Raw genomic sequence first — 21,499 nt, 5'->3', positions numbered from 1 at the left:
GAAGTCCTGCGGTGCGCTGGAGTCACGGACGGCTAGTGAGATGACGGACCTTTGAGTCCCACGATTAGGGCGCCGCGTGAGTCCACCGGTAACGGCACGACCACAGATCGAAGGAGTGAGACAACATTGGGTTTGTATTGCGGAATCGATTGGGCCACAGCCCATCACGATGTCGCGGTGATCAACGATGAGGGCAAGGTGGTGGCCCGCGGCCGGGTCAACAACGACGCCGCCGGGTTCACCGCCCTGCTGGCCCTGCTGGCCGAGGTCGGTGACAGCGCTGAGCATCCGATCCCGGTCGGTATCGAAACCGACCGCGGCCTGTTCGTGGCAGCGCTGCGGGAAACCGGCCGGGTGATCTACCCGATCAACCCGCTGGCCGCGTCCCGCTACCGGGCCCGGTACTCGGTGTCGGGCGCCAAATCCGATGCCACCGACGCGGTGCTGCTGGCCAACATCATCCGCACCGATCCCACCGCGCATCGCGCGTTGCCGGCCGATACCGAACTGGCCCAAGCGATCCGGGTCCTGGCCCGCGCCCAGCAGGACGCGGTGTGGGCCCGCGGGCAGGTCGGCAACCAGATCCGTGATCTGCTCAAAGAGTTCTACCCGCCGCGCTGGTGGCGTTCGACGGCCTCGACGGCGGGCTGGCCCGCCCCGATGCCCGGGCCATCCTGACCGCGGCGCCGACCCCGGCCCAGGCCGCCAAGCTGACCCCCGCCAGGTTGCGCCGGCTGCTGATCAAAGCTGGCCGCCAGCGCTACCTCGACCGCGACGTGACACGCCTGCGTGAGGTGTTCGGCGACACCTACCTGCACCAGCCGGCGGTGGTGGAAAACGCGATGGGCATTCACCTGACGGCGCTGCTGGGCCAGTTCGACGCGGCCTGCGCCGCGACCGATGCGTTGACCGAGGCGGCGACCGCCCATTTTGATCAGCACCCGGACGCCGCGATCATCACCAGCTTCCCGGGCTGGGGATGCTCGCCGGTGCCCGGGTGCTCGCCGAGATCGGTGATGACCGCACCCGGTTCCCCGACGCCCGCGGCTTGAAAGCGTTCGCCGGATCGGCGCCGATCACACGAGCCAGCGGCAAGAAAACCGTTGTCCTGCACCGTCATATCAAAAACCGGCGACTCAACGCCGTCGGGCCGATCTGGGCCCTGGCCTCGCTGCGCGCCTCCCCAGGAGCCCGCCGGCACTTCGACGCCCGCCGCGCCGCCGGAGACTGGAACCACCAAGCCCAACGGCACCTGTTCAACAAATTCCTCGGCCAACTGCATCACTGCCTGCACACCGGCCAGCTCTACAACGAACATCAAGCGTTTCCACCTCCACTCCCGGCCGCGGCTTGACTTTTAACTTCGTGAGATGTCTTTCGAGGTGTCATTGATCAAACCTGAACCTGATGTTAGATTCAGATTAGGTGATTGACCAGACCCTGTCGTCAGGAGTGGCACGATGATCAAGCCCGACAACCGCAACGCCGAATTCGAGCTGGGCGGCATCAACCACGTCGCCCTGGTCTGTGCGGACATGGCGCGGACCGTCGACTTCTACTCGGGCGTGCTGGGCATGCCGCTGGTGAAGTCGCTGGACCTGCCAGGCGGCATGGGGCAGCACTTCTTCTTCGACGCCGGCAACGGCGACTGCGTGGCGTTCTTCTGGTTCGCCCAGGCTCCCGACGGAGCGCCCGGTATCTCGCAACCGGCGGCATTGCCCGGTATCGGGGAGTTCATGAGCGCCGTCGGGTCGTTGAACCACTTGGCCTTTCACGTACCCGCTGAGAAGTTCGACGAGTACCGCAAGCGGCTCAAGGAAAAGGGCGTGCGGGTCGGGCCGGTGCTGAACCACGACGAGAGCCCCATGCAGGCGTCGCCGACGGTGCACCCCGGCGTGTACGTCCGGTCGTTCTACTTCCAGGACCCTGACGGCATCACGCTGGAGTTCGCCTGCTGGACCAAGGAATTCACCGAGGCCGACACCGTGACCGAGCCGCGGACCGCCGCCGACCGGCGGCCGGCGGTGGCTCCGGCCTGACGGCTGGAATGCCGGGTCTATATCGAGTGTGCGCACAGACCGCCAGATTCGCGGTTGATGCGCTCTGAATGCACAGTCGTGGCGCGAGGTGTTTCAGCGCCTTCGCGAGTGTGCAATCAGACCGCCGGATCCGTGAAATCGACGATCTGGTGGCACAGTCGCAAGCCTCCGCGTGCTGGGCACTTGACAAGCAAATGTCTTGCGGACGTTGACCCTGCGCTGACGCTCACAAAGCTCGAGTCGTGGGGACCCGGGCTGCAGGATCAACGTGAGACCGTCATTGATTCCGCGGCTACGGCGCAAAAAGCTGAGTGCGCGAGACCATGAGTGCAGGATCAAGACGCGCCAAGCTCGGCGCCAACCTATTTCGTCGCTTCGACGAAGTAGCCGCGCGGGACATCGGGCACGTCCATCGGCACCGCGGGGGCGAACCAACGGCCCCACTCATTTCCCGGCACGGCGACGTCGGTGACCACCGCAGACCAGCCGTGGCGCTCCGCGAGTTCAGCGGGCTGGTCGGTGCCGAACAGCCACGGTGCCCCGTTGCGCGCCATCGACTGGCGCACCGCCGCCAACAGCTGCGCGGCGAGCAGCGTCTTGCCGACGACGTCGTACAGCAGCACCGAACCAGTCGCGGAAAGGGCGTCGACGCGCTCGAAGACCGTGCCGACCGCGGCTTCGTCGAGGTACTGCAGTAGTCCCTCGGCCAACCACGCCGTAGGTCGGCGGTCGTCAAAGCCGTTGGCGCGCAAAGCTGCTGTCCAGTCGCCGGTGAGGTCGACGCCGACCGCCACCCGCGTGCACAACGCCTGCTCGCCCTCCAGCGCCGCGGCCTTGGCGGCGATCACCTCGGGCTGGTCCAATTCGTACACCGTGGTGCCGTCCGGCCAGGACAGCCGGTAGGCGCGGGCATCCATACCCGCGGCGAGAATCACGACCTGGCGGACGGACCGGGTGGCGCGCGCAGCAGGGCCTCGTCCCAGAACCGGGTGCGCACCACGATCTGCCGGGTCGGGCGGTCCCCGGCTTCGGCGACGGCTTCGGCGAGCAGCCGGCGGCCCGTCTCTCCGGCAAGGCGGTCGGCGAACGGATCGGTGAAAAGGCGGTCAGGGCGGCGTGATTCGTCGGCGCGGATGGCGGCGACCAGAAGGCCGGTGTTCGCGACGGCCTGTGCTCCTTGGTGCATGTCCCCATGGTGCCGGTCTGATGCGCGCGACGCTTGGATATTTTTGCCCGTTGACTGATTACCCCGGCAGCCCCACATGGCTGGGCAGCGCGCTGCGCCGCTGGGCATATTGGGTCGGCGTGACCGAGGTGAAGCCGCGGAACTCGCGCACGAAGTGCGGTTGATCGAAGTACCCGAGAGTGGCCGCGACGTCGGCGCCGTCGCGGCTGCCGGCATCGAGCAGACGCAGTGCCGCCTGGAGCCGTCGCACGCGCAGATAGGCCTTCGGGGTGAGTCCGATCTCGTTGCGGAACGTCGCGATCAAGCGCTTGGGGGACAGGCCCGTCAGCTCGGCGGCCTCGGAAACCCGGACTGACGGTTGGCGTTCGGCGGTGTGCAGTACCGGCATGAGGGTGTGGGAAATCGGCCGCAACCGGGCGATGAGGAAGTCCTCGACGATCTCGATGCGTCGGGGCCAGTCCGGTGTCGCGATCAGTTGCTCGCGCAGCAGGGCGGCGTCGGCGCCCCAGAGGTCGGTGAGGTTGGCGCAGGAATTCTCCAGGTCCGCCAACGGAATTCCGAAGAATGGCAGTGCGCCGCCGGGCCGGAAATGAATGGTGAGCACCGCTTCGCCCGGATCGATCCGGGTGACGTACGACAGCGTGCCCGGCCCGGTGAGGAATGCCGGCTCCACCGGCATCCGGGTGGCGCCGTCGGCGGAGAAGATGTCGACGCGATCCCGGCCGCCCACGTCGATGACCACGGTCGCGGCGCCGCGCGGCAGTGCTCGGCTCCGGTCGGTGGCCACGCCACCGTGCGCCCAGTAGCCGAAGAAGTCGATGTGCTGGTGCAGCGGCGACCGGGGCCGGCGCAGCCGGGGTCCGTTCACCGGCGGACGGCCCGCTTGCCGAGCGTGTCCAGCAGCAACGCCAGATGATCGATCAATTCGTCTGGGGTGAAAGTGATTTCGCCCGACAGCCAGGCGCTCAGCGTCTGTCCGACGCCGCCGACCGCGAAATGGGTGCTGGCCCGGCGACGATCGCCGGCGGGTAGTTGAAGGGCGTCGCCCGCGTGCTGGCCGAGCAGCATGGCGAAGAAGACGGTCGATTCGTTGCGCTTGCGTGCCACCACTTCGTTGGACAGTTGCGCGCTGAACAGCAGCCGGCCGACCCTGGGGTCGTTCGCGATGGTGTGCACGATGTTGGCCATACCGGCGCGGCTCTGCTCATCGATCGGCGCGGCGGCGACCGCCGCCTGCGTCGTGGTGGCCAGGCCGGCGATCACGTGGTCGAACACCGCCTCGACGAAAACGTCCTTGTCGGAGAAGCTTTCGTAGAAGTAGCGCATCGCCACGCCGGCTCCGCCGCAGATGGTCCGCACCGTGAGTTCCGGTGCCGGCGGCGCGGCACCCACAATCTCCAGCCCGGCGTCGATCAGCCGGGCCCGTCGTTGGGCCAGGCGTTCTGCCGCGTCGATCCCGCGGTACGGGCGTACCTGAGGCACCCCGCCATCTTGACACCCGCACCGTGCCGCGGGCAATATCAGGAATCAATCGTTCTCACTTTTGCTAGGAGTGACCAATGACGGTCGATCTCGTCGAGATGCCGGTCAACGCGTGCGCGCCCGGCCGTCGGGTGCGTCGTGATGTCCAGTACGCCGACGGATTGGTTGGTGCGGCACTACTGGCGGGCCCGGCCAACGTGATCATGCAGCTGGCGCGTCCGGGCGTCGGCTACGGCGTCGTCGAGAGCCGGGTGGAAAGTGGCCGCACCGACCTGCACCCGATCAAGCGCGCCCGGACCACGTTCACGTACCTCGCGGTCGCAATCCTGGGATCCGACGAACAGAAGGCGGCGTACCGCAGCGCGGTGAACACGGCGCACCGGCAGGTGTACTCCACCGCGGACAGCCCGGTGAAGTACAGCGCCATGGACAAGAACCTGCAGCTGTGGGTGGCGGCGTGCCTGTTCAAGGGCGCGCTCGACGTGTACCGCCTGGTGGTCGGCGAGTTGGACGACGAGACTGCCGAGGAGTTCTATCGGCAGGGCATGACGATGGGCACCACCTTGCAGGTGACGCCGGAGATGTGGCCGGCCGACCGGGCCGCCTTCGACAAGTACTGGCAAGAGTCGCTGGACCAGGTGCACATCGACGACACGGTGCGCGAGTACCTGTTTCCGATTGCGGCGGCGCGGTTGAAGGGGCTGCAGCTTCCTGGCCCGCTGCAGCGCTGGTCCGAGGCGTTTGCCCTGCTGCTCACCACCGGCTTCCTGCCGCAGCGCTTCCGCGACGAGATGCAGCTGCCGTGGGATACCAAGCGGCAGAAGCGCTTCAACGCGGTGATGAAACTCGTGAAAGCGGTCAACCGCGTGCTGCCCGGGCCGCTGCGGCGGTTCCCCTTCAATTGGATGCTCATGGATCTGAACTGGCGCATCCGCACCGGGCGCCCGCTGGTCTGAGGCTCGTCCCAGTCGGCGTCCACGTTGTCGGCGTACCCTCGCGCGGGTGCGGACCGACAATGACAGCTGGGATATCAACTCGAGTGTTGGATCGACTGCGGTGATGGTTGCCGCGGCGCGGGCATTGGAAGCGGCCAAGCCCAATCCGCTTGCGGTGGACCGATATGCGGAGGTGTTCACCCGCGCCGTCGGCGGTGTCTGGGCCGACGTCTTGGACGGTGAGGCGCCGGAACATCCGTTGGCGACGCCCGAATTCGGCGAACCGTTCATCAACTTTCAGGCCTCGCGGACCAAATACTTCGACACCTACTTCCAGCGCGCCGCGGCGGCCGGTGTGCGCCAGATCGTGCTGCTGGCCGCAGGGCTCGACTCGCGCGCCTACCGCCTGGACTGGCCCGACGGCACCGTCATCTACGAGCTCGATCAACCGCAGGTGCTCGAGTTCAAGCGGGAAGTGCTGGCCGGCAACGAAGCCGAACCGAAGGTCGAGCGCCGGGAGATCGCCGTCGACCTGCGCGACGACTGGCGGACGGCACTCACGGCCGCCGGTTTCGATCCCTCCCGCCCGTCGGCGTGGATCGCCGAGGGGCTGCTGATCTATCTGCCCGCGACGGCACAGGACGATTTGTTCACCGGTATCGATGCCCTGGCGGCACCTGGCAGTTGGGTGGCGGTCGAAGAGGGCAAGCCCATGCCTGCGGAGGTCTTCGCGGCCAAGCGTGCCGCCGGGGACGACATGGCGGAAGGCTTCTTCAAGCTGATCTACAACGAGCAGATCGCCCCGGCGGCGGACTGGTTCGGCGCGCGCGGTTGGCGGGCGGAGGCCACGGGGCTGGCCGACTACTTCCGCTCGGTGGGCCGTCCGGTGCCGACGAATGCGGAAGCCGCGACCATGATCGCCTCGAACACCCTGGTCACTGCCGTTAAGGAGTGAGCGTCGTCACCTGCTCCGACGGAGGGGTGCGTCTCGACAACTTAAGTTATGCAATGCTAACTTCGCAGGGGTTAGCTTAGGCATACTTAAGGAGATATGCGGGGACTCTAATATCCCGCGAACATCAACATGGGCACTGACACATTTGCGGTATCCGCCGCGGCGCACTTCCAGCAAGGCGCGTCCGCGCGGCGGCACAGTGCCCGTTCCTCGGCCCGTCGGGAACCAACCCGTTCCGGATGCCGACTCCTTCTTAGGGCGGCCGCCAGATGAGCGGTGGTTCGTCCTCTGGCGTGTCGACGACGGAAAGGACCCACGTGCGACCGAGCACCGCGGGCAGTAACACAGTGGTCGCCGATGTTGATGCGGCGCAGCGGGTATCGCGGGTCGACCGTGATGTGCTGACCCGGTTCGCCACCGGCTGCCTGGCGCTCGGCCTGAGCGTCGACGGTCGTCGTCGCCCGGCCGACCTCGACGCGGCCCTGGGCGGCTTCCTGACTTTGACGCGCATCGCCGGCGAGCACTGCGACGCCTGGACCGGGTTGGCTGCCGCAGGCGCGGCAACGCCCGACGTGGTGGAGGCGATCTGGCGGACGGTGGCGTCGGCCGGCGTGTTGCAGCGGGCGCTCGACCTCGCCGACGGCGACCTGGGCTTCACCTACGACAGTGGTCTGTACCTGCAGTTCCGCGCCGCCGACCGGGACGGCTTCCAACTCGCCTACGCCGCAACACTTGCCGGCGCCGGCGCGTACGAAGGTGCCGATCAGCTGGTGGGCGAGTTGCTCGATCGCAAGCCGGGCTGGCTGCCGGCGCGCTGGGTGCGAGTGGGGATGCACCACCGCACCCGCCGTTGGTCCGACGTGGTCCGGCAGCTGACCCCGATCGTCAACGACCCCAACCTGGATCCGAACTACGCGCACGCCGCGCGGGTGGCGCTGGGTATCGCCCTGGCCCACCTGGGGATGTTCGCGCCTGCGCTGTCGCACCTCGAGGACCCGGAGGGGCCGGTCGCGGTTGCCGCCGTGGACGGCACGTTCGTCAAGGCGCTGTCGCTGCGGGCGCAGGGCGAGGACGACGAAGCCACCGACGTGCTGGCCGAGCTGTACGCCGCCCACCCCGACAACACTGACGCCGAGCATGCGTTGACCGACACCAGCTTCGGTATCGATCCGACGACCGCGGCCCGGATCGAGGCCCGGCACAATCCGTGGGATCCCGAGACCGAGCCGACCGAGGCCGACTTCGTCGACCCGGATGCCAAGTCGCGCAAGGCTCATCTGCTCGTCGAAGCGGAGGCCGAGCTGGCCGAGTTCATCGGCCTGGAAGAGGTCAAGTACCAGGTGGCCCGGCTGAAAAGCTCTGTGGCGATGTCGATTCGGCGCCAGGAGCGCGGCCTGGCCGTGGCCCAGCGCACCAATCACCTGGTCTTCGCCGGACCTCCCGGAACCGGTAAGACGACCATCGCCCGCGTTGTCGCCAAGATCTACTGCGGCCTCGGCCTGCTGCGCAAAGAGACGGTGCGCGAAGTGCATCGTGCCGACCTGATCGGCCAGCACATCGGTGAAACCGAAGCCAAGACCAACGCGATCATCGACAGCGCGCTCGACGGCGTGCTGTTCCTCGACGAGGCCTACGCGCTGGTGTCCACCGGCGCAAAGAACGACTTCGGTCTGGTCGCCATCGACACTCTGTTGGCCCGCATGGAGAACGACCGCAGCCGTCTGGTCGTGATCATCGCCGGCTACCGCAAAGACCTGGACATGTTCCTGGACACCAACGAAGGTCTGCGCTCGCGCTTCACCCGCAGCATCGACTTCCCGTCCTACTCGGCGACCGAACTCACCGAGATCGCGATGCGCATGGCCGAAAAACGCGACAGCGTCTTCGAACCCGCTGCGCAGCAGGAGATGGAGCAGCTGTTCGGACACCTCGCGACGGCGACGACGCCCGACGCGGCGGGTGTCGCGCGCCGTAGCCTGGACATCGCGGGTAACGGCCGCTTCGTCCGCAACCTCGTGGAGCGCTCCGAAGAAGAACGTGAGTATCGGCTGGATCACCTTGCCGCGCATGACTTCACCGACGACGAACTCATGACGATCACCGCGAGTGACGTCAGCAACTCGGCCGCGCCACTGCTGCGGGGCCTCGGACTGGTGGTGCCCCAGTGACCGACCGTAAGAGCTTCAGTTCGCGTACCCCGGTCAACGAGAACCCGGATCAGATCCATTACCGCCGCGGATTCGTCACGCGGCACCAGGTGTCGGGTTGGCGATTCCTCATGCGGCGCATCGCATCTGGCGTGGCCATGCACGACACCCGGATGCTGGTCGACCCGTTGCGAACCCAGAGCCGCTCCGTTCTGGTCGGTGGGCTGGTGCTCGTCACCGCGCTGGCGGGCTGCTTCGTCTTCTCCCTGATCCGGCCCGCCGGCGTCGCGGGTAACGACGTGATCCTGGCCGACCGGGAGACGTCCGCGCTGTACGCCCGGGTGGGCGACCAACTGCACCCCGTCCTGAATCTGACTTCGGCCCGGCTCATCGCCGGGCGCCCGGACAACCCCACCATGGTCCCGAGCGCGGAGCTGGACAAGTTCGCGCGCGGCAGTCTCATCGGCATCCCGGGTGCCCCGGAACGTATGGTGCCCAACTCTTCTCGGGATGCCGACTGGACCGTGTGCGACGCGGCCACCGGCGAGGTCGTCGGGGTCACCGTGATCACCGGTCCGCTGGCCGAAGGCGGCTCCCGCGCGGGCGCGCTCGGTGCCCACGACGCGGTGCTGGTGCGCAACGATGGCGTCGGCTCGGCCGGCGTCAACGGGGGCAGCTGGCTGCTGTGGGACGGCAGACGCAGTGCGGTCGACCTGAACAACCGGGCGGTGACGGCCGCACTCGGCTTGGGCGCCAACGGAACTGCCCTGCCCACGCCCCGCGCAGTCGCCGACGGCCTGTTCAACGCGATCCCGGAGTCGGCCCCGCTGGCCGCGCCGCCGATCGTCAACGCGGGCCAGCCCACGCCGTACCCCATGCCGGTCGCGGCCCCTGTCGGCGCCGTGGTCACCGCGGTCACCACGGAGGCCGCCACCGATAACGCCGTGCGCTACTACGCGGTGCTCGATGATGGCCTGCAACCGATTTCACAGGTTGTCGCGGCGATCCTGCGCAACACCGACTCGTACGGTCTGGAGCAGCCACCGCGCCTGTCGGCCGACCAGGTCGCCCGCATCCCGGTCTCCACGGCGATCAACACCGCGGCATACCCGGAGCGCCCGCTGGCCGTCGTCGATGCCACCAAGGCGCCGCTGACGTGTGCTCGCTGGACCAAACACGATGGCGCCACGACCAATTCGCTCACCCTACTGGCGGGAGCCACGCTGCCGCTGCCCGCCGACGAGCACACCGTGGCCCTGGCCGGACCGGCCGGCACCGCGCAGCGCGTCGCCGTGACCCCGGGCACCGGGTACTACGTCCAGGCCACCGGCCAGGGCGGTACCCCGGCGCTGTCCGGCTACTGGATCAGCGACACCGGCGTCCGCTACGGCATCTCCACCGAAGGTGATGCCACCAATGCCGACCGGAAAACCCCTGCCGCGCTGGGACTCACCGCAGCACCGCTGCCGGTGCCGTGGTCGATCCTCAGCCAGTTCGCGCCCGGCCCGACGTTGTCGCGGAGTGACGCGTTGCAGATCCCGGCGCTCGTGCCCACCCGGACGAGCCCGGCAGTCGAAATCGCCGTGAGGGAGAACCCGTGAGCCGTCTGATCTTCGAAGCGCGGCGCCGGCTGCCCGTCCCGGCAACCCGTGCGAGCGTCATCACCATCGAGCCGCCGCCGGAGCTGCCGCGGCTGGTGCCGCCGTCGTTGCTGCGCCGGGTGCTGCCCTACCTCATCGTCATCCTGATCGTCGGCATGGTCGTGGCCCTGGTGGCCACCGGCATGCGCGTCATCTCGCCGCAGACGCTGTTCTTCCCCTTCGTACTCCTGTTGGCCGCCACCGCTTTCTACCGCGGTTCGGACAACAAGACCCGGACCGAAGAGGTCGACGCGGAACGCGCCGACTACCTGCGCTACCTGTCGGTGGTGCGGGACAACGTGCGGGCCCAGGCTGCCGAGCAGCGCGCCGCGCTCGAGTGGTCCCACCCCGCCCCCGACCAGCTGGCCGCCATCGCGGGCACCCGCCGCCAGTGGGAGCGCGACCCGCACGACGCCGACTACCTGGTGGTGCGTGCCGGGCTGCACGACGCACGCCTGGAGACGGTGCTGCAGGTCAAGGACACCGCGGCCGAGATCGATCTGGAGCCGGTGTCGCACAGCGCATTGCGCGGGCTGCTCGACGTGCAGCGGACGGTGCCCGCCGTGCCCGGCGGTATCGACCTGACCAAGGTTTCGCGCATCACCGTGCTCGGCGATGCCAACGAGGTGCGCGGCGCGCTGCGGGCCTGGATTGCGCAAGCGGTGACGTGGCACGACCCGGCGCTGCTGGGGATCGGCCTGGCGACTGCGGATGCCGAGACGCTGGAATCGGAGTCCTGGTCCTGGCTGAAGTGGCTGCCGCACAGCGACATTCCGGGCCAGATCGACGGTGTCGGCCCGGCCCGCTACCTGTCCGCCGACGTCCCCGAGCTCGCCGGTCTGCTGTCCGCCGAGCTCGGCGACCGGCAACCGTTCGGTGCCGCCGACACCACGCCGCAGCGGCACCTGCTGATCGTCGTCGACGACCCGGACGCCGACCTCGGTGAGCTGCTGCCGCGGGCCGGCCTGGCTGGAGTCACGGTGCTGCAGCGCGGCACGGAACAGCCGGAGTACCCCGATCCCGATCGCCCGGTGCTGCGCGTGTCCGACCGCCGCATCGAGCGGTGGGCGGCGGCCGGCTGGCAGTCGTACTTCGATGTCGCCGACGACCTTTCGCCGCACGCCGCAGCCCACCTGGCCCGCGGCCTCGCCCGCTGGGACTCCAACCCGAACCGGGCCCGGAGCACGGGCGCCGGCCTGGCCACCTTCGGCACACTGCTGGGGATTCCGGATGCGGCGGCGCTCGACGTCGCCGGCCTGTGGGCGCCGCGCTCACGCGCCGAGGAGCTCCGGGTGCCCATCGGCGTCACCGCCACCGGTGAGCCGCTGATGTTCGACCTGAAGGACGAGGCCGAGGGCGGCATGGGCCCGCACGGTCTGATGATCGGTATGACGGGCTCGGGCAAGTCGCAGACCCTGATGTCGATCCTGTTGTCGCTGTTGACGACGCACTCGGCCGACCGTCTCATCGTCATCTACGCCGACTTCAAGGGTGAGGCCGGCGCCGACATCTTCCGGGGCTTCCCACAGGTTGTCGCCGTCATCTCGAACATGGCCGAGAAGCGCTCGCTGGCCGACCGGTTCGCCGACACCCTCCGCGGTGAGGTGGCCCGGCGTGAGCAGCTGCTGATGGAGGCCGGCCGCCGCGTGCAGGGCAGCGCCTTCAACTCGGTCCTCGAGTACGAGGCGGCGCAGGCTGCCGGGCACGACCTGCCGCCGATCCCGACGCTGCTGGTGGTCGCCGACGAGTTCTCCCTGATGCTCGCCGACCATCCCGAGTACGCCGAGCTGTTCGATTACGTTGCCCGCAAGGGCCGTTCGTTCCGCATCCACATCCTGTTCGCGTCGCAGACGCTGGACGTCGGCCGGATCAAGGACATCGACAAGAACACCTCCTACCGCATCGGTCTGAAGGTCGCAAGCCCGTCGATCAGCCGGCAGATCATCGGCGTCGAGGACGCGTACCACATCGAGGCCGGTCCGGAGCACAAGGGCGAAGGCTTCCTGGTCCCCACGCCGGGCGCGGTGCCGGTCAAGTTCCGCAGCACCTACGTGGACGGTATCTATGACCCGCCACGTGCGGAGAAAGCGGTTGTCGTGCATGCGGTTCCGCAGCCGCAGCTGTTCCCGGCGGGCCACGTCACCCCGGCTCCCGACACGGTGATCGTCACCGATACGGCGCCGGATCTGCGTCCGCCCCGCAAGCTTGTCGCCACCATCGGCGAGCAGCTGGCGCAGTACGGCCCGCAGGCGCCGCGCCTCTGGCTGGCCCCGCTGGACGAGCCGATCGCGCTGCCGGAGCTGTTGGCCGGCACCGAGATTCCCGCCGGACACGGCCGGTGGCCGCTGGGCGAGATCGACCGGCCGTTCCAGATGCGCCGCGATCCGCTGGTCTTCGACGCCACGTCGGCGGCCGCCAACCTGGTGATCCACGGTGGGCCGAAGTCCGGGAAATCGACTGCGCTGCAGACGTTCGTACTGTCGGCGGCCGCGACGCACTCGCCGCGTGCGGTCACGTTCTACTGCCTCGACTACGGCGGCGGCGGGCTGCGCTCGCTCAAACCGCTGGCCCACGTCGGCAGTGTCGCCTCGCCGCTGGAGCCCGAGCGCATCCGTCGCACCTTCGGTGAACTGGAGCAGCTGCTGGCGTCGCGTCAGGCCCGCGCCGCCGCCGGTGACGGCGATCTGCGCGACGACGGCTACGGCGACGTGTTCCTGGTGATCGACAACCTGTATGCGTTCAGCCGGGACAACACCGACATGTTCAACACCCGCAACCCGTTGCTGTCCAAGATGACCGAACTGGTCAACACCGGTATGGCCTACGGCATCCACGTGGTCATCACGACGCCGAACTGGCTCGAGGTGCCGCTGGCGATGCGCGACGGCCTGGGTCTGCGGCTCGAGCTCAAGCTGGCCGACTCGCGCGACAGCAATGTGCGGTCCACGGGAACCCCGGGCGTGGCGGCACTGACTCGCCCCGCCGACGGCGTCCCCGCCGACCAGCCGGGCCGCGGCCTGACCATGGCAGCCGAGCACTTCCTGTTCGCCGAACCGGATCTCGGTGCGATCGCCGCCATCAACGCCCGGTACCCCGGGCAGACGGCGCCGCCCGTGCGCCTGCTGCCGACGGACCTGGCCCCGGAAACCCTTGCGCCCCTGTATCACAGCCCCGAGACGGTCGTCATCGGTCAGCGCGAGCAGGACCTGGCACCGGTCACGGTCGACTTCGCGGCCAACCCGCTGCTGATGGTGCTGGGCGATGCCAAGTCCGGCAAGACCACGTTGCTGCGGCACCTGATCCGCACGGTGCGGGACAACTCGACGCCGGAGTCGGTGGCGTTCACCGTGATCGACCGCAGGCTGCACCTGGTGGACGAGCCGTTGTTCCCGGACAACGAGTACACGCCCAACGTCGACAGGGTCACCCCGGCGATGCTCGGTCTGGCGGCACTGCTCGAAAAGCGCAGGCCCCCAGCTGGTCTGACGGCCGCCGAACTCAGCGGGTGGACCTACCGGAACGGTCAGGGCAACCACCTGCACTACCTGATCATCGACGACGTCGACCAGATCCCGGACGCCCCGGCGGTCAGTGGTCCGTTCGTCGGCCAGCGGCCCTGGACGGCACTGCTGGGGCTGCTGTCCCAGGCGTCCGAGCTGGGTCTGCGCGTGATCGTCACCGCCCGGGCCGCCGGCTCCGCCCATGCGGTGATGACGGCTCCGTTGCTGCGCAGGCTCAACGAGCTGCAGGCCACCACCGTCATGCTGTCCGGCAACCCGCAGGACAGCGGCCGCATCCGCGGCCACCGGTTCAACCGGCTGCCGGCCGGTCGGGCCATGGTGCTCGGCGACAGCGACGAGGCCACGTACGTCCAGTTGATCAATCCGCTGGTGGCCGACCCGATCACGGGCCGGCCCACCGGAACACAACGAGGGGAGTTCCACTGATGACCTTGCGCGTCGTTCCCGAAGGACTGACGGCAGCCGGTGCCGCCGTCGAGGCGCTCACCGCTCGGCTCGCCGCGGCCCACGCCGCGGCCGCGCCCGCGGTCACCGCGGTGATCCCGCCTGCCGCGGATCCTGTTTCGCTGCAGACGGCGATCAGCCTGAGCGCCCACGGCGCCGAGCACGAGGCGGTCGCGGCACAGGGCGTCACCGAACTGGGCCGTGCCGGTGGCGGTGTCACCGAAGCCGGCATCAGCTACGCGACGGGCGACGCCGAGGCCGCCGCCACGTACGTGACGGTCCTGGGCTGACATGACCGCCCCCATGGGGATAGGCCTGCCAACCGCCCCCATCTGGGCGGCGCTGCCGCCCGAAGTCCATTCGACGCTGCTGTCCAGTGGACCCGGTCCGGGCTCCCTGCTGGCCGCGGCGGCTGCCTGGCAGTCGCTGAGCACCGAATATGCCTCGGCCGCAGCCGAACTCACCGCGTTGTTGGGTGAGGTCCAGGCGGGGGCGTGGGAGGGGCCGAGCGCAGAGCAGTACCTCGCCTCCCACGCGCCGTATCTGACCTGGCTGGCCCAGGCCAGCGCCAACAGCGCTGCCAATGCGGTGCAGCACGAGACGGCCGCGGCCGCCTACAGCACCGCCCTGGCCGCGATGCCGACGCTTCCCGAACTGGCTCTCAACCACGTGGTGAACGCGGCTCTGGTCGCAACGAATTTCTTCGGTATCAACACTATTCCGATCGCGTTGAACGAAGCCGACTACGCCCGCATGTGGCTGCAGGCCGCGACCGTGATGGGTACGTACCAGGCGGTGTCGGGCGCTGCGGTGGCGGCGGCCCCGACGACCACGCCGGCACCGATGATGCTGGCGGCGGGCGTCGGCGAGGCGGGCACCGCGTCGGCGAGTGCGACGCAGGCCGGCGCTCAGCTGCAGGCCGCGGATGCCGGTTCGTCGCTCGACGCGTCGAACGCGATCACCGACTATCTGTACAACTACATCAAGACGCTGCCCGGTGGCGATCTGATCTGGAAGTTCCTGCAGGATCCGCTGGGCCAGATCCAGCAGATGATCTTCGACTTCCTGACCAACCCTTCGCAAGCGTTGACCACCTGGGGCCCTTTGCTTTTCGCGCTGGGCTATCAGGCGTTCTTCCAGCCCGTCGGCTGGGGCACCTGGGGCGCGATGCTGTCGGCACCGTTGTGGGGGCCGGCACTGATCGCCGTCGGTCTGTCCAGCCTGGGCCTGCTGGCGCTGCTGGAGCCCGACTACGTGCCGGATCCCGAAGTCGCAGATGCATTCCCGCCGCCGCCGCAGTTGCAGGCTGTCGACCACCAGATGCCGGTCGTCAGCGTCGCCCCGACGGTGCCGGCCACCCCGGCCTCCCCGGCAAGCGCGCCTGCGCCCGCACCGACTTCGGTCGCGGCCCCCGCCCCGGCGGCGCCGGCCCCGCTGATGGCGTACGCGGTGGCCGTCGACGATCCGGGCCCGGGGTTCACCCCGACCCTGCGGGACGGCGCGACCGCGCCGGCGCCGGCATCCGGGATCGCTGCCGCCGCAGCGGCGGCTGCCGCAGCGGCCGCGACCGAGCGGCGGCGTGCCCGTCGCCGTCGGGCGGCGAAAGAGCGTGGTGTCCGGGACGAGTACATGGACATGAACTCCGAGGTCGATCCGGACTTCGGGGACGGCGCCGGCGCGGACAGGACGCCACGCGCCGATGTGCTCGCCTCGGCCCGCGGCGCCGGCCCGATCGGCTTCAGCGGCACGCTGACCCGCCAGGACCAGCAGGCGACGGGCCTGAACCGCCTGACCGGCAACGGTTTCGGGGGCGGTGTCACCGAACCCATGCTGCCCGGCAGCTGGGACGCGGAAGGCGGTGCCAACCGCTGAGCCTGTGGACCAAGAGATTTGACCACCAAGAGAATCCGGACGAACCCTGAGAGGTATCACCATGAGCATGCTCGACGCACACATCCCCCAGCTGATCGCTTCCGAGTCGACCTTCTCCGCCAAGGCCGCACTGATGCGCAGCACCATCGGCCAGGCCGAGCAGGCCGCGCAGTCGGCCCAGGGCTTCCACCAGGGTGACTCGGCGGCCGCCTTCCAGGCTGCACACGTCCGCTTCATGGCGGTCGCTGCCAAGGTCAACGCCCTGCTGGACATCGCACAGGCCAACCTGGGCGACGCGGCCGGCACCTACGTCGCGCAGGACACCGCCGCGGCCGGCACCTACACCTCGGTCTAGCCGCCGCACCCCGATCCAGACACCCAGCAGCGAGGAGATCCCATGTCCCAGATCATGTACAACTACCCGGCGATGCTGGCGCACGCCGGCGAGATGACCGCCTACGCGGGCGCCCTGCACGCCGTCGGCCTCGACATCGCCAGCGAGCAGGCCGCCCTGGCCGGCGCCTGGCAGGGTGACACCGGAACCAGCTACCAGGCGTGGCAGGCCCAGTGGAACACCGCGATGGAAGAACTCGTCCACGCCTACCGCGCGATGGCGAGCACCCACGAGACCAACACGCTCTCGATGAGTGCGCGCGACAGCGCCGAAGGCGCCAAGTGGGTTTAGGTCCAACGGTTCCGGCGCGTTCCGTGTCGCATGACACGGAACGCGCCGGAGTCCCGGTCTCCGCGGTCGAACTCACCGCGGAGCAAGCCTGGTTCCTCGCGGACCGTCTGGGCGCCGGGGGTTTTCCGTGGGTGCTGGCCATCACGCAGCCCTACAGCGACCCCGCCGCCAAGAACGGCTTCGATGCCGACCAGGTCACCGCGCTGACGCGGATGGGGGTGCTGTCCGCCGACGGCTCCGTGCATCCCGCTGTCGCGCAATGGATTCGGGCCGTGTGCCGGCCCCGGCGCTGGCTGGAACTGCGATGGGTGTCCGGATCGGGCGCCATGCTGCGCGGGATTCTCGTGCGCAGCGGCGACCTCACCGTCGCGGTCCTGCGCAGCGAGCACCTGATGACCTGCTCCGCGCTGACCGTCGCGTCCCCCGATGCGCTGGTGCCGGTGCTCACGGCAGGCTTGTCCGGCCGCGCGCCCGCTCGGTTCGACGAATTCGCCATGCCCGCGCACATCGGAGCCAAGGCCGACGAACGGCTGCGCCGCGGCGACTCGCTGGACGACGTGATGGACCACCTCGGCGTCCCGCCTTCGGCGCATACCGTCGTGCGGGCTGCGTTCGCGCCCGGCCGCAGTTACGTGGAGATCGTCGCGGGCGATCATCGCGACGGTCACCGGATCAGCACCGACGTGGGCGTCAGCATCGTCGACACCGCTGCGGGCCGCGTCGTCGTGGCGCCGGTGAAAGCCGCTGACGGCACCTGGATTTCAAACTTCACCCCGGGCACCGACCTCGCCGTCACCGCTGCGGTGCAGCGGTTGACCGCGACGCTGCCCGACGGTCCCTGGTTCCCCACGGCGAACCTGACCCGAGACTTCGAGACCTCGACTGGAGAACGGAAAGAACATGTCCCCCAACACGTCTGGTAGTACTGCGATGCCGATTGTGCGGGTCGCGGTGCTCGCCGCGGGCGACGAGCAGGGTGGTCGCGGGCGACTCACCGACGTCGCCCTGCCGGCGGGCCTGCCCCTGCGCGAGATCGTGCCCGCGGTGCGGCGCATCATCGCACCAGAGGCCGCCTCCGCCGCCGAGCTGTCACTCGCCCCGCTCGGCGGTGCGGCGTACAGCCTCGACGCGACCCTCGACACGGTGGGTGTGGTCGACGGTGACCTGCTGGCGCTGCAGCCGGTGCCCGCCGGTCCGCCGGCCCCGCGCATCGTCGAGGACATCGCCGATGCCGCCGCCATCTTCTCCGCGGCCCGCGAAAACCCCTGGGGCAATGCGCATATCCGGCGTCTCGCGGCGTGGGGCGTCGTGGCCTTGACGGTGCTCGCCACCGCGCTGGCGACGCTGGTGCGGGTCCGCACCGGTCAGCCCGCCGGACTGTTCACCGTCGTGGGTGTTGCGGTGCTGGCCGTCGCCGCGGCTCTGCTGACCCGGCCCGCCATGCCGCGGCTGGCGACAGCCTTGAGCCTGGTGGCGCTGCTGCCGGTCGGCGCGGCTTTCGCGCTGGCAGTGCCCGGTCCGTCCGGCCCGGCCAGCTTGCTGCTCGGTGCGGCGGCGGTCGCGGCGTGGTCGATCGTCAGCATCACCGTCGGCGGACAGGCCATCGCGGCCTTCACCGCCACGACGGTCCTCGGCATCGCGGGCGTGATCGTCGGTGCGGCCGCATCGCTCTGGCAACTGAACAACGCCGTGATCGGTGCTGTGCTCATCGTTTTCGCACTGCTCGTCATGGTCCAGGCCGCGCAGCTGTCGACGCTGTGGGCGCGCTTCCCGGTGCCGAACATCCCGGCGCCGGGCGACCCGACGCCGTCGGCCCTGCCGCGGTCCGTGCTGGCCGATCTGCCGCGCCGGGTGCGCGTGTGTGACGCGCACCAGACCGGCTTCCTCGCCGGTGCGGTGCTGACCCTGACCGCCGGTTCGGTGGTTCTCGTGGCGGCGGCGCACCCGTCGCCGTGGGCGTGGTACGTGGTCGTGGCCGCCGCGCTGGCGACGGCGTTGCGAGCCCGCATCTGGGACTCGGTGCCGTGCAAGGTGTGGCTGCTGAGCCAGCCGTATCTGCTTGCGGCCGTGCTGCTCACGCTGTTCGCCTGCGGCGGTCACTACACCAACGCCTGGTGGTCGCTCGCGGCGCTCGCGGCGCTCGTGGCGGTCGGTGTGGTGGCTGCCCTGAATCCCCAGGTGGCCGACCCGCAGACCTACTCGCTGCCGATGCGTCGCCTGGTCGGCTTCGCGGCGACGGCGTTGGACGCTTCGCTGATCCCGGTGCTGGCCTACCTGGTGGGTCTGTTCGCCTGGGTCATCAACCGGTGATGGTGGCCATCCGGCGCGGAATCTCCGTCCTGACGGCCGCTTTCGCCGCCACCGCCGCAGTCGTGCCGACGGTACTGGTACCGGCCGCCGGTGCCATCGTGCCGCCACACGTCGATGAACATGCGGCGCCGCCGTCGGGCAGCGTCGGCCCCGTCGCGGCGATGGGCCAGCGCGGACAGTGCGTCACCGCCGGCGTGCTGCCCGGCACCGATCCGGGCGCACCGGGTCCGGGTCACACCCTGCTCAACGTGCCGGGCGCCTGGGCCTTCAGCCGCGGTGACGGACAGACGGTGGCGGTCATCGACACCGGCGTGCGTCCCGGTCCGCGGTTGCCGAATGTGGAGGCCGGCGGCGACTTCGTGGAGAACACCGACGGACTCACCGATTGCGATGGCCACGGCACGCTCGTCGCCGGACTGATCGCGGGTCAGCCGGGCGCGGACGGGTTCTCCGGCGTCGCGCCGGGCGCCCGCATCCTCGCGATCCGTCAGACCTCCGAGCGGTACGCGCCCCGCGGCAACGGGGGCGACCCGGCCGCGGCGTACGCGACCATCGCCGTCGCGTCACTGGCCCGGGCCGTGGTGCATGCCGCCGACCGCGGCGCCAAGGTCATCGCCATCACGGCCGTCACCTGCCTGCCCGCCGACCGGCCGGTCGACCAGACCGAACTGGGCGCGGCACTGAAATACGCTGCGCAGGAGAAGGATGCGGTGATCGTCGCCGCCGCCGGCAATGATCGGGCCGGCCTGGCCGGCGGCCCGTCGTGCGAGGCGAACCCCCTGGACAACCCCGGCAACGCGGCCGACCCGCGCAACTGGGCCGGGGTCAAGTCGGTGTCCATTCCGTCCTGGTGGCAGCCGTACGTGCTGTCGGTCGGATCACTCGACGCCGCTGGACAACCGTCGGACTTCACCACCCCCGGGCCCTGGGTCGGCATCGCGGCACCAGGTGAGAACGTCGCGTCGACCGGAGCGAACGGTCTGGCCAACGCGCTGCCCAACGAACGCGGCGACCTGTTCCCGTTGCGTAGCAGCAGCTACGCGGCGGCCTACGTTGCCGGCGTTGCCGCCTTGGTACGCAGCCGATTTCCCGCGCTGAACGCAGCTGACGTCACGCACCGGCTGACCGCCACCGCGCACGGTGCCGCGCGCTCGCCGTCGAACCTCGTGGGTGCCGGCGTCGTCGACCCGGTTGCGGCCCTGACCTGGGACCTGCCGGCGATTGCCCCGGCGCCGAAATCCGTTGCCGTGGCGATGCCGCCCGAGCCGGCGCCGAAGGACACCACGCCCCGGACCATCGCGTTCACCGGTGCGGCAGTGCTGGCGGTCGCCGCGCTGATCGCCCTGGTCGCGTACCGAAGAAAGGACGGCGCCCGATGACGGCCCGAATCACGTTGGCATTGCTGGCGATCATCCCGGCGGCCATGACGTACCCGTGGCACACGACGCCGCAGAAGTGGATCCTGGGCATCGCGGTCGCCGTGGTGCTGCTGGTGTTCGCCTGGTGGCGCGGACTGTTCTTCACCACGATGGTGTCCCGTCGCTTCGCGGTGTGGCGCCGGAACCGGCGCGGGGCCGCACGGCCGACGGCCGGTCAGGTCACCGTGGTGCTGGAAGCCGATGAATTTCCTTACGAGGCACTGCCTCTCGTCGCTTCCTATGTGGACCGTTACGGCGTGCGGTGCGACTCGGTGCGCGTCACGGAACGGCGGCTCGACGGCGCGCGCAGCGCGTGGGTCAGCGTCACGGTGGCGGCCGCGTCGAATCTTGCTGCGCTGCAGGCGCGGTCGTCGGAGTTGCCGCTCGCGGACACTGCGGAGAAGGTGGCCCGCCGGCTTGCCGACCAGCTTCGCGAGGCCGGCGTCCCCGTCACGGTTACCGAGGATGCGGCTGCCCCCATGTCGGCCGACGCGCGCGAGAAGTGGCGCGCCGTCGTCGACGACGACGGCTACCTGACCGCCTACGGGCTGCCGGCCGATCAGCGGCTGCCGGAATGCCTGGCCGAGCTGGCAGCGACGACCGAGCTGTGGACGGTGCTCGAGTTTTCCCCTGGCACAACCATTTCCGCGGCCTGTGCGGTGCGCACGGCCAACGCTCCCGCAGCGGCGGCGGTCGCGGGTCTGGCACGCGAGTCGGGCCGGCAGGGGCCGCTGCTCGCGGCGATGGCCCCGGCTTCGGCCGGCGGCCTCGGTACGCGCCCGGGTGTGCTGACCACGGAGTTGCTCGAGGAGCTGTCCGGACTCGGCGCCGGCACTGCCGTTGAGTCTGCGGCGAGGGCTTAAAA

At 69.6% G+C, this 21,499-nt stretch carries 16 protein-coding genes and 2 pseudogenes; 15 read left to right on the top strand and 3 right to left on the bottom strand.

Annotated features, from left to right (window positions below):
* Nucleotides 1-132: 132 nt before the first annotated feature.
* Nucleotides 133-1,354 (top strand): annotated as a pseudogene (locus G6N46_RS16435) (IS110 family RNA-guided transposase).
* A gap of 106 nt (nt 1,355-1,460) precedes the next feature.
* Nucleotides 1,461-2,039 (top strand): VOC family protein, encoded by a 579-nt coding sequence (locus G6N46_RS16430; RefSeq protein WP_138247732.1) that lies wholly within the window; start codon nt 1,461-1,463, stop codon nt 2,037-2,039.
* A gap of 362 nt (nt 2,040-2,401) precedes the next feature.
* Here G6N46_RS16430 and G6N46_RS16425 read toward each other — a convergent pair.
* From G6N46_RS16425 to G6N46_RS16415, 3 genes and pseudogenes are all read right to left on the bottom strand, one after another.
* Nucleotides 2,402-3,225 (bottom strand): annotated as a pseudogene (locus tag G6N46_RS16425) (SAM-dependent methyltransferase).
* 58 nt (nt 3,226-3,283) lie between these two features.
* Nucleotides 3,284-4,093, bottom strand: a complete 810-nt coding sequence (locus tag G6N46_RS16420; protein ID WP_061003148.1) for a helix-turn-helix domain-containing protein — start codon at nt 4,091-4,093, stop codon at nt 3,284-3,286.
* Entirely contained in the window at nt 4,090-4,707 is a 618-nt protein-coding gene (locus tag G6N46_RS16415) for a TetR/AcrR family transcriptional regulator (RefSeq protein WP_135356757.1), read from the bottom strand. The genes G6N46_RS16420 and G6N46_RS16415 overlap by 4 nt, the downstream gene beginning before the upstream one ends.
* Before the next feature lie 77 nt (nt 4,708-4,784).
* Here G6N46_RS16415 and G6N46_RS16410 point away from each other — a divergent pair, with 77 nt between their 5' ends.
* The 13 genes from G6N46_RS16410 to eccE all read left to right on the top strand — a co-directional run bounded on the left by G6N46_RS16410 (nt 4,785) and on the right by eccE (nt 21,497).
* Entirely contained in the window at nt 4,785-5,663 is an 879-nt protein-coding gene (locus G6N46_RS16410) for an oxygenase MpaB family protein (protein ID WP_061003145.1), read from the top strand.
* Between the two features lie 46 nt (nt 5,664-5,709).
* A complete protein-coding gene (locus G6N46_RS16405; protein ID WP_138247733.1) occupies nt 5,710-6,597 on the top strand; it encodes an SAM-dependent methyltransferase in 888 nt (295 codons plus the stop codon).
* Nucleotides 6,598-6,866: 269 nt separating this feature from the next.
* On the top strand, nt 6,867-8,765 hold the full coding sequence (gene eccA, locus G6N46_RS16400; protein ID WP_275938038.1) for a type VII secretion AAA-ATPase EccA: 1,899 nt from the start codon (nt 6,867-6,869) through the stop codon (nt 8,763-8,765).
* Nucleotides 8,762-10,345 (top strand): type VII secretion protein EccB, encoded by a 1,584-nt coding sequence (gene eccB, locus G6N46_RS16395; protein ID WP_135356755.1) that lies wholly within the window; start codon nt 8,762-8,764, stop codon nt 10,343-10,345. The genes eccA and eccB overlap by 4 nt, the downstream gene beginning before the upstream one ends.
* Entirely contained in the window at nt 10,342-14,331 is a 3,990-nt protein-coding gene (gene eccCa, locus G6N46_RS16390) for a type VII secretion protein EccCa (RefSeq protein WP_135356754.1), read from the top strand. The genes eccB and eccCa overlap by 4 nt, the downstream gene beginning before the upstream one ends.
* On the top strand, nt 14,331-14,639 hold the full coding sequence (locus G6N46_RS16385; RefSeq protein ID WP_064860575.1) for a PE family protein: 309 nt from the start codon (nt 14,331-14,333) through the stop codon (nt 14,637-14,639). Before eccCa ends, G6N46_RS16385 begins: the two co-directional genes overlap by 1 nt.
* 1 nt (nt 14,640) lies before the next feature.
* Nucleotides 14,641-16,221 (top strand): PPE family protein, encoded by a 1,581-nt coding sequence (locus G6N46_RS16380; RefSeq protein WP_235688648.1) that lies wholly within the window; start codon nt 14,641-14,643, stop codon nt 16,219-16,221.
* A gap of 61 nt (nt 16,222-16,282) precedes the next feature.
* Nucleotides 16,283-16,576: a WXG100 family type VII secretion target gene (locus G6N46_RS16375; protein ID WP_061010344.1), complete on the top strand. Its 294-nt coding sequence runs from the start codon at nt 16,283-16,285 to the stop codon at nt 16,574-16,576.
* Between the two features lie 42 nt (nt 16,577-16,618).
* Nucleotides 16,619-16,906 (top strand): WXG100 family type VII secretion target, encoded by a 288-nt coding sequence (locus tag G6N46_RS16370; RefSeq protein ID WP_061000613.1) that lies wholly within the window; start codon nt 16,619-16,621, stop codon nt 16,904-16,906.
* Between the two features lie 23 nt (nt 16,907-16,929).
* Nucleotides 16,930-17,829, top strand: coding sequence for an ESX secretion-associated protein EspG (locus tag G6N46_RS16365; RefSeq protein WP_138247735.1), 900 nt, complete (start codon nt 16,930-16,932; stop codon nt 17,827-17,829).
* A 7-nt stretch (nt 17,830-17,836) separates the two neighbouring features.
* Nucleotides 17,837-19,216 carry a type VII secretion integral membrane protein EccD gene (eccD, locus tag G6N46_RS16360; RefSeq protein WP_138247749.1) on the top strand — a complete coding sequence of 460 codons (1,380 nt, stop codon included), beginning with the start codon at nt 17,837-17,839 and terminating at the stop codon, nt 19,214-19,216.
* Complete coding sequence (gene mycP, locus G6N46_RS16355) at nt 19,216-20,595, top strand: type VII secretion-associated serine protease mycosin (RefSeq protein ID WP_138247736.1); 1,380 nt, start codon at nt 19,216-19,218, stop codon at nt 20,593-20,595. Before eccD ends, mycP begins: the two co-directional genes overlap by 1 nt.
* Nucleotides 20,592-21,497 carry a type VII secretion protein EccE gene (gene eccE, locus G6N46_RS16350; protein ID WP_138247737.1) on the top strand — a complete coding sequence of 302 codons (906 nt, stop codon included), beginning with the start codon at nt 20,592-20,594 and terminating at the stop codon, nt 21,495-21,497. The genes mycP and eccE overlap by 4 nt, the downstream gene beginning before the upstream one ends.
* Nucleotides 21,498-21,499 lie beyond the last annotated feature (2 nt).

This window comes from Mycolicibacterium phocaicum (assembly GCF_010731115.1).
Lineage (GTDB): Bacteria > Actinomycetota > Actinomycetes > Mycobacteriales > Mycobacteriaceae > Mycobacterium > Mycobacterium phocaicum.
This window is presented reverse-complemented; position numbering and strand designations above follow the sequence as displayed.

Excerpts from the sequence above, each read along its gene's own strand:
- G6N46_RS16430 (WP_138247732.1), top strand. The coding sequence starts at position 1,461 with ATGATCAAGCCCGACAACCGCAACGCCGAATTCGAGCTGGGCGGCATC.
- G6N46_RS16410 (WP_061003145.1), top strand. The coding sequence starts at position 4,785 with ATGACGGTCGATCTCGTCGAGATGCCGGTCAACGCGTGCGCGCCCGGC.
- eccA (WP_275938038.1), top strand. The coding sequence starts at position 6,867 with ATGAGCGGTGGTTCGTCCTCTGGCGTGTCGACGACGGAAAGGACCCAC.
- G6N46_RS16385 (WP_064860575.1), top strand. The coding sequence starts at position 14,331 with ATGACCTTGCGCGTCGTTCCCGAAGGACTGACGGCAGCCGGTGCCGCC.
- G6N46_RS16380 (WP_235688648.1), top strand. The coding sequence starts at position 14,641 with ATGACCGCCCCCATGGGGATAGGCCTGCCAACCGCCCCCATCTGGGCG.
- G6N46_RS16375 (WP_061010344.1), top strand. The coding sequence starts at position 16,283 with ATGAGCATGCTCGACGCACACATCCCCCAGCTGATCGCTTCCGAGTCG.
- G6N46_RS16370 (WP_061000613.1), top strand. The coding sequence starts at position 16,619 with ATGTCCCAGATCATGTACAACTACCCGGCGATGCTGGCGCACGCCGGC.
- eccD (WP_138247749.1), top strand. The coding sequence starts at position 17,837 with ATGCCGATTGTGCGGGTCGCGGTGCTCGCCGCGGGCGACGAGCAGGGT.
- mycP (WP_138247736.1), top strand. The coding sequence starts at position 19,216 with ATGGTGGCCATCCGGCGCGGAATCTCCGTCCTGACGGCCGCTTTCGCC.
- eccE (WP_138247737.1), top strand. The coding sequence starts at position 20,592 with ATGACGGCCCGAATCACGTTGGCATTGCTGGCGATCATCCCGGCGGCC.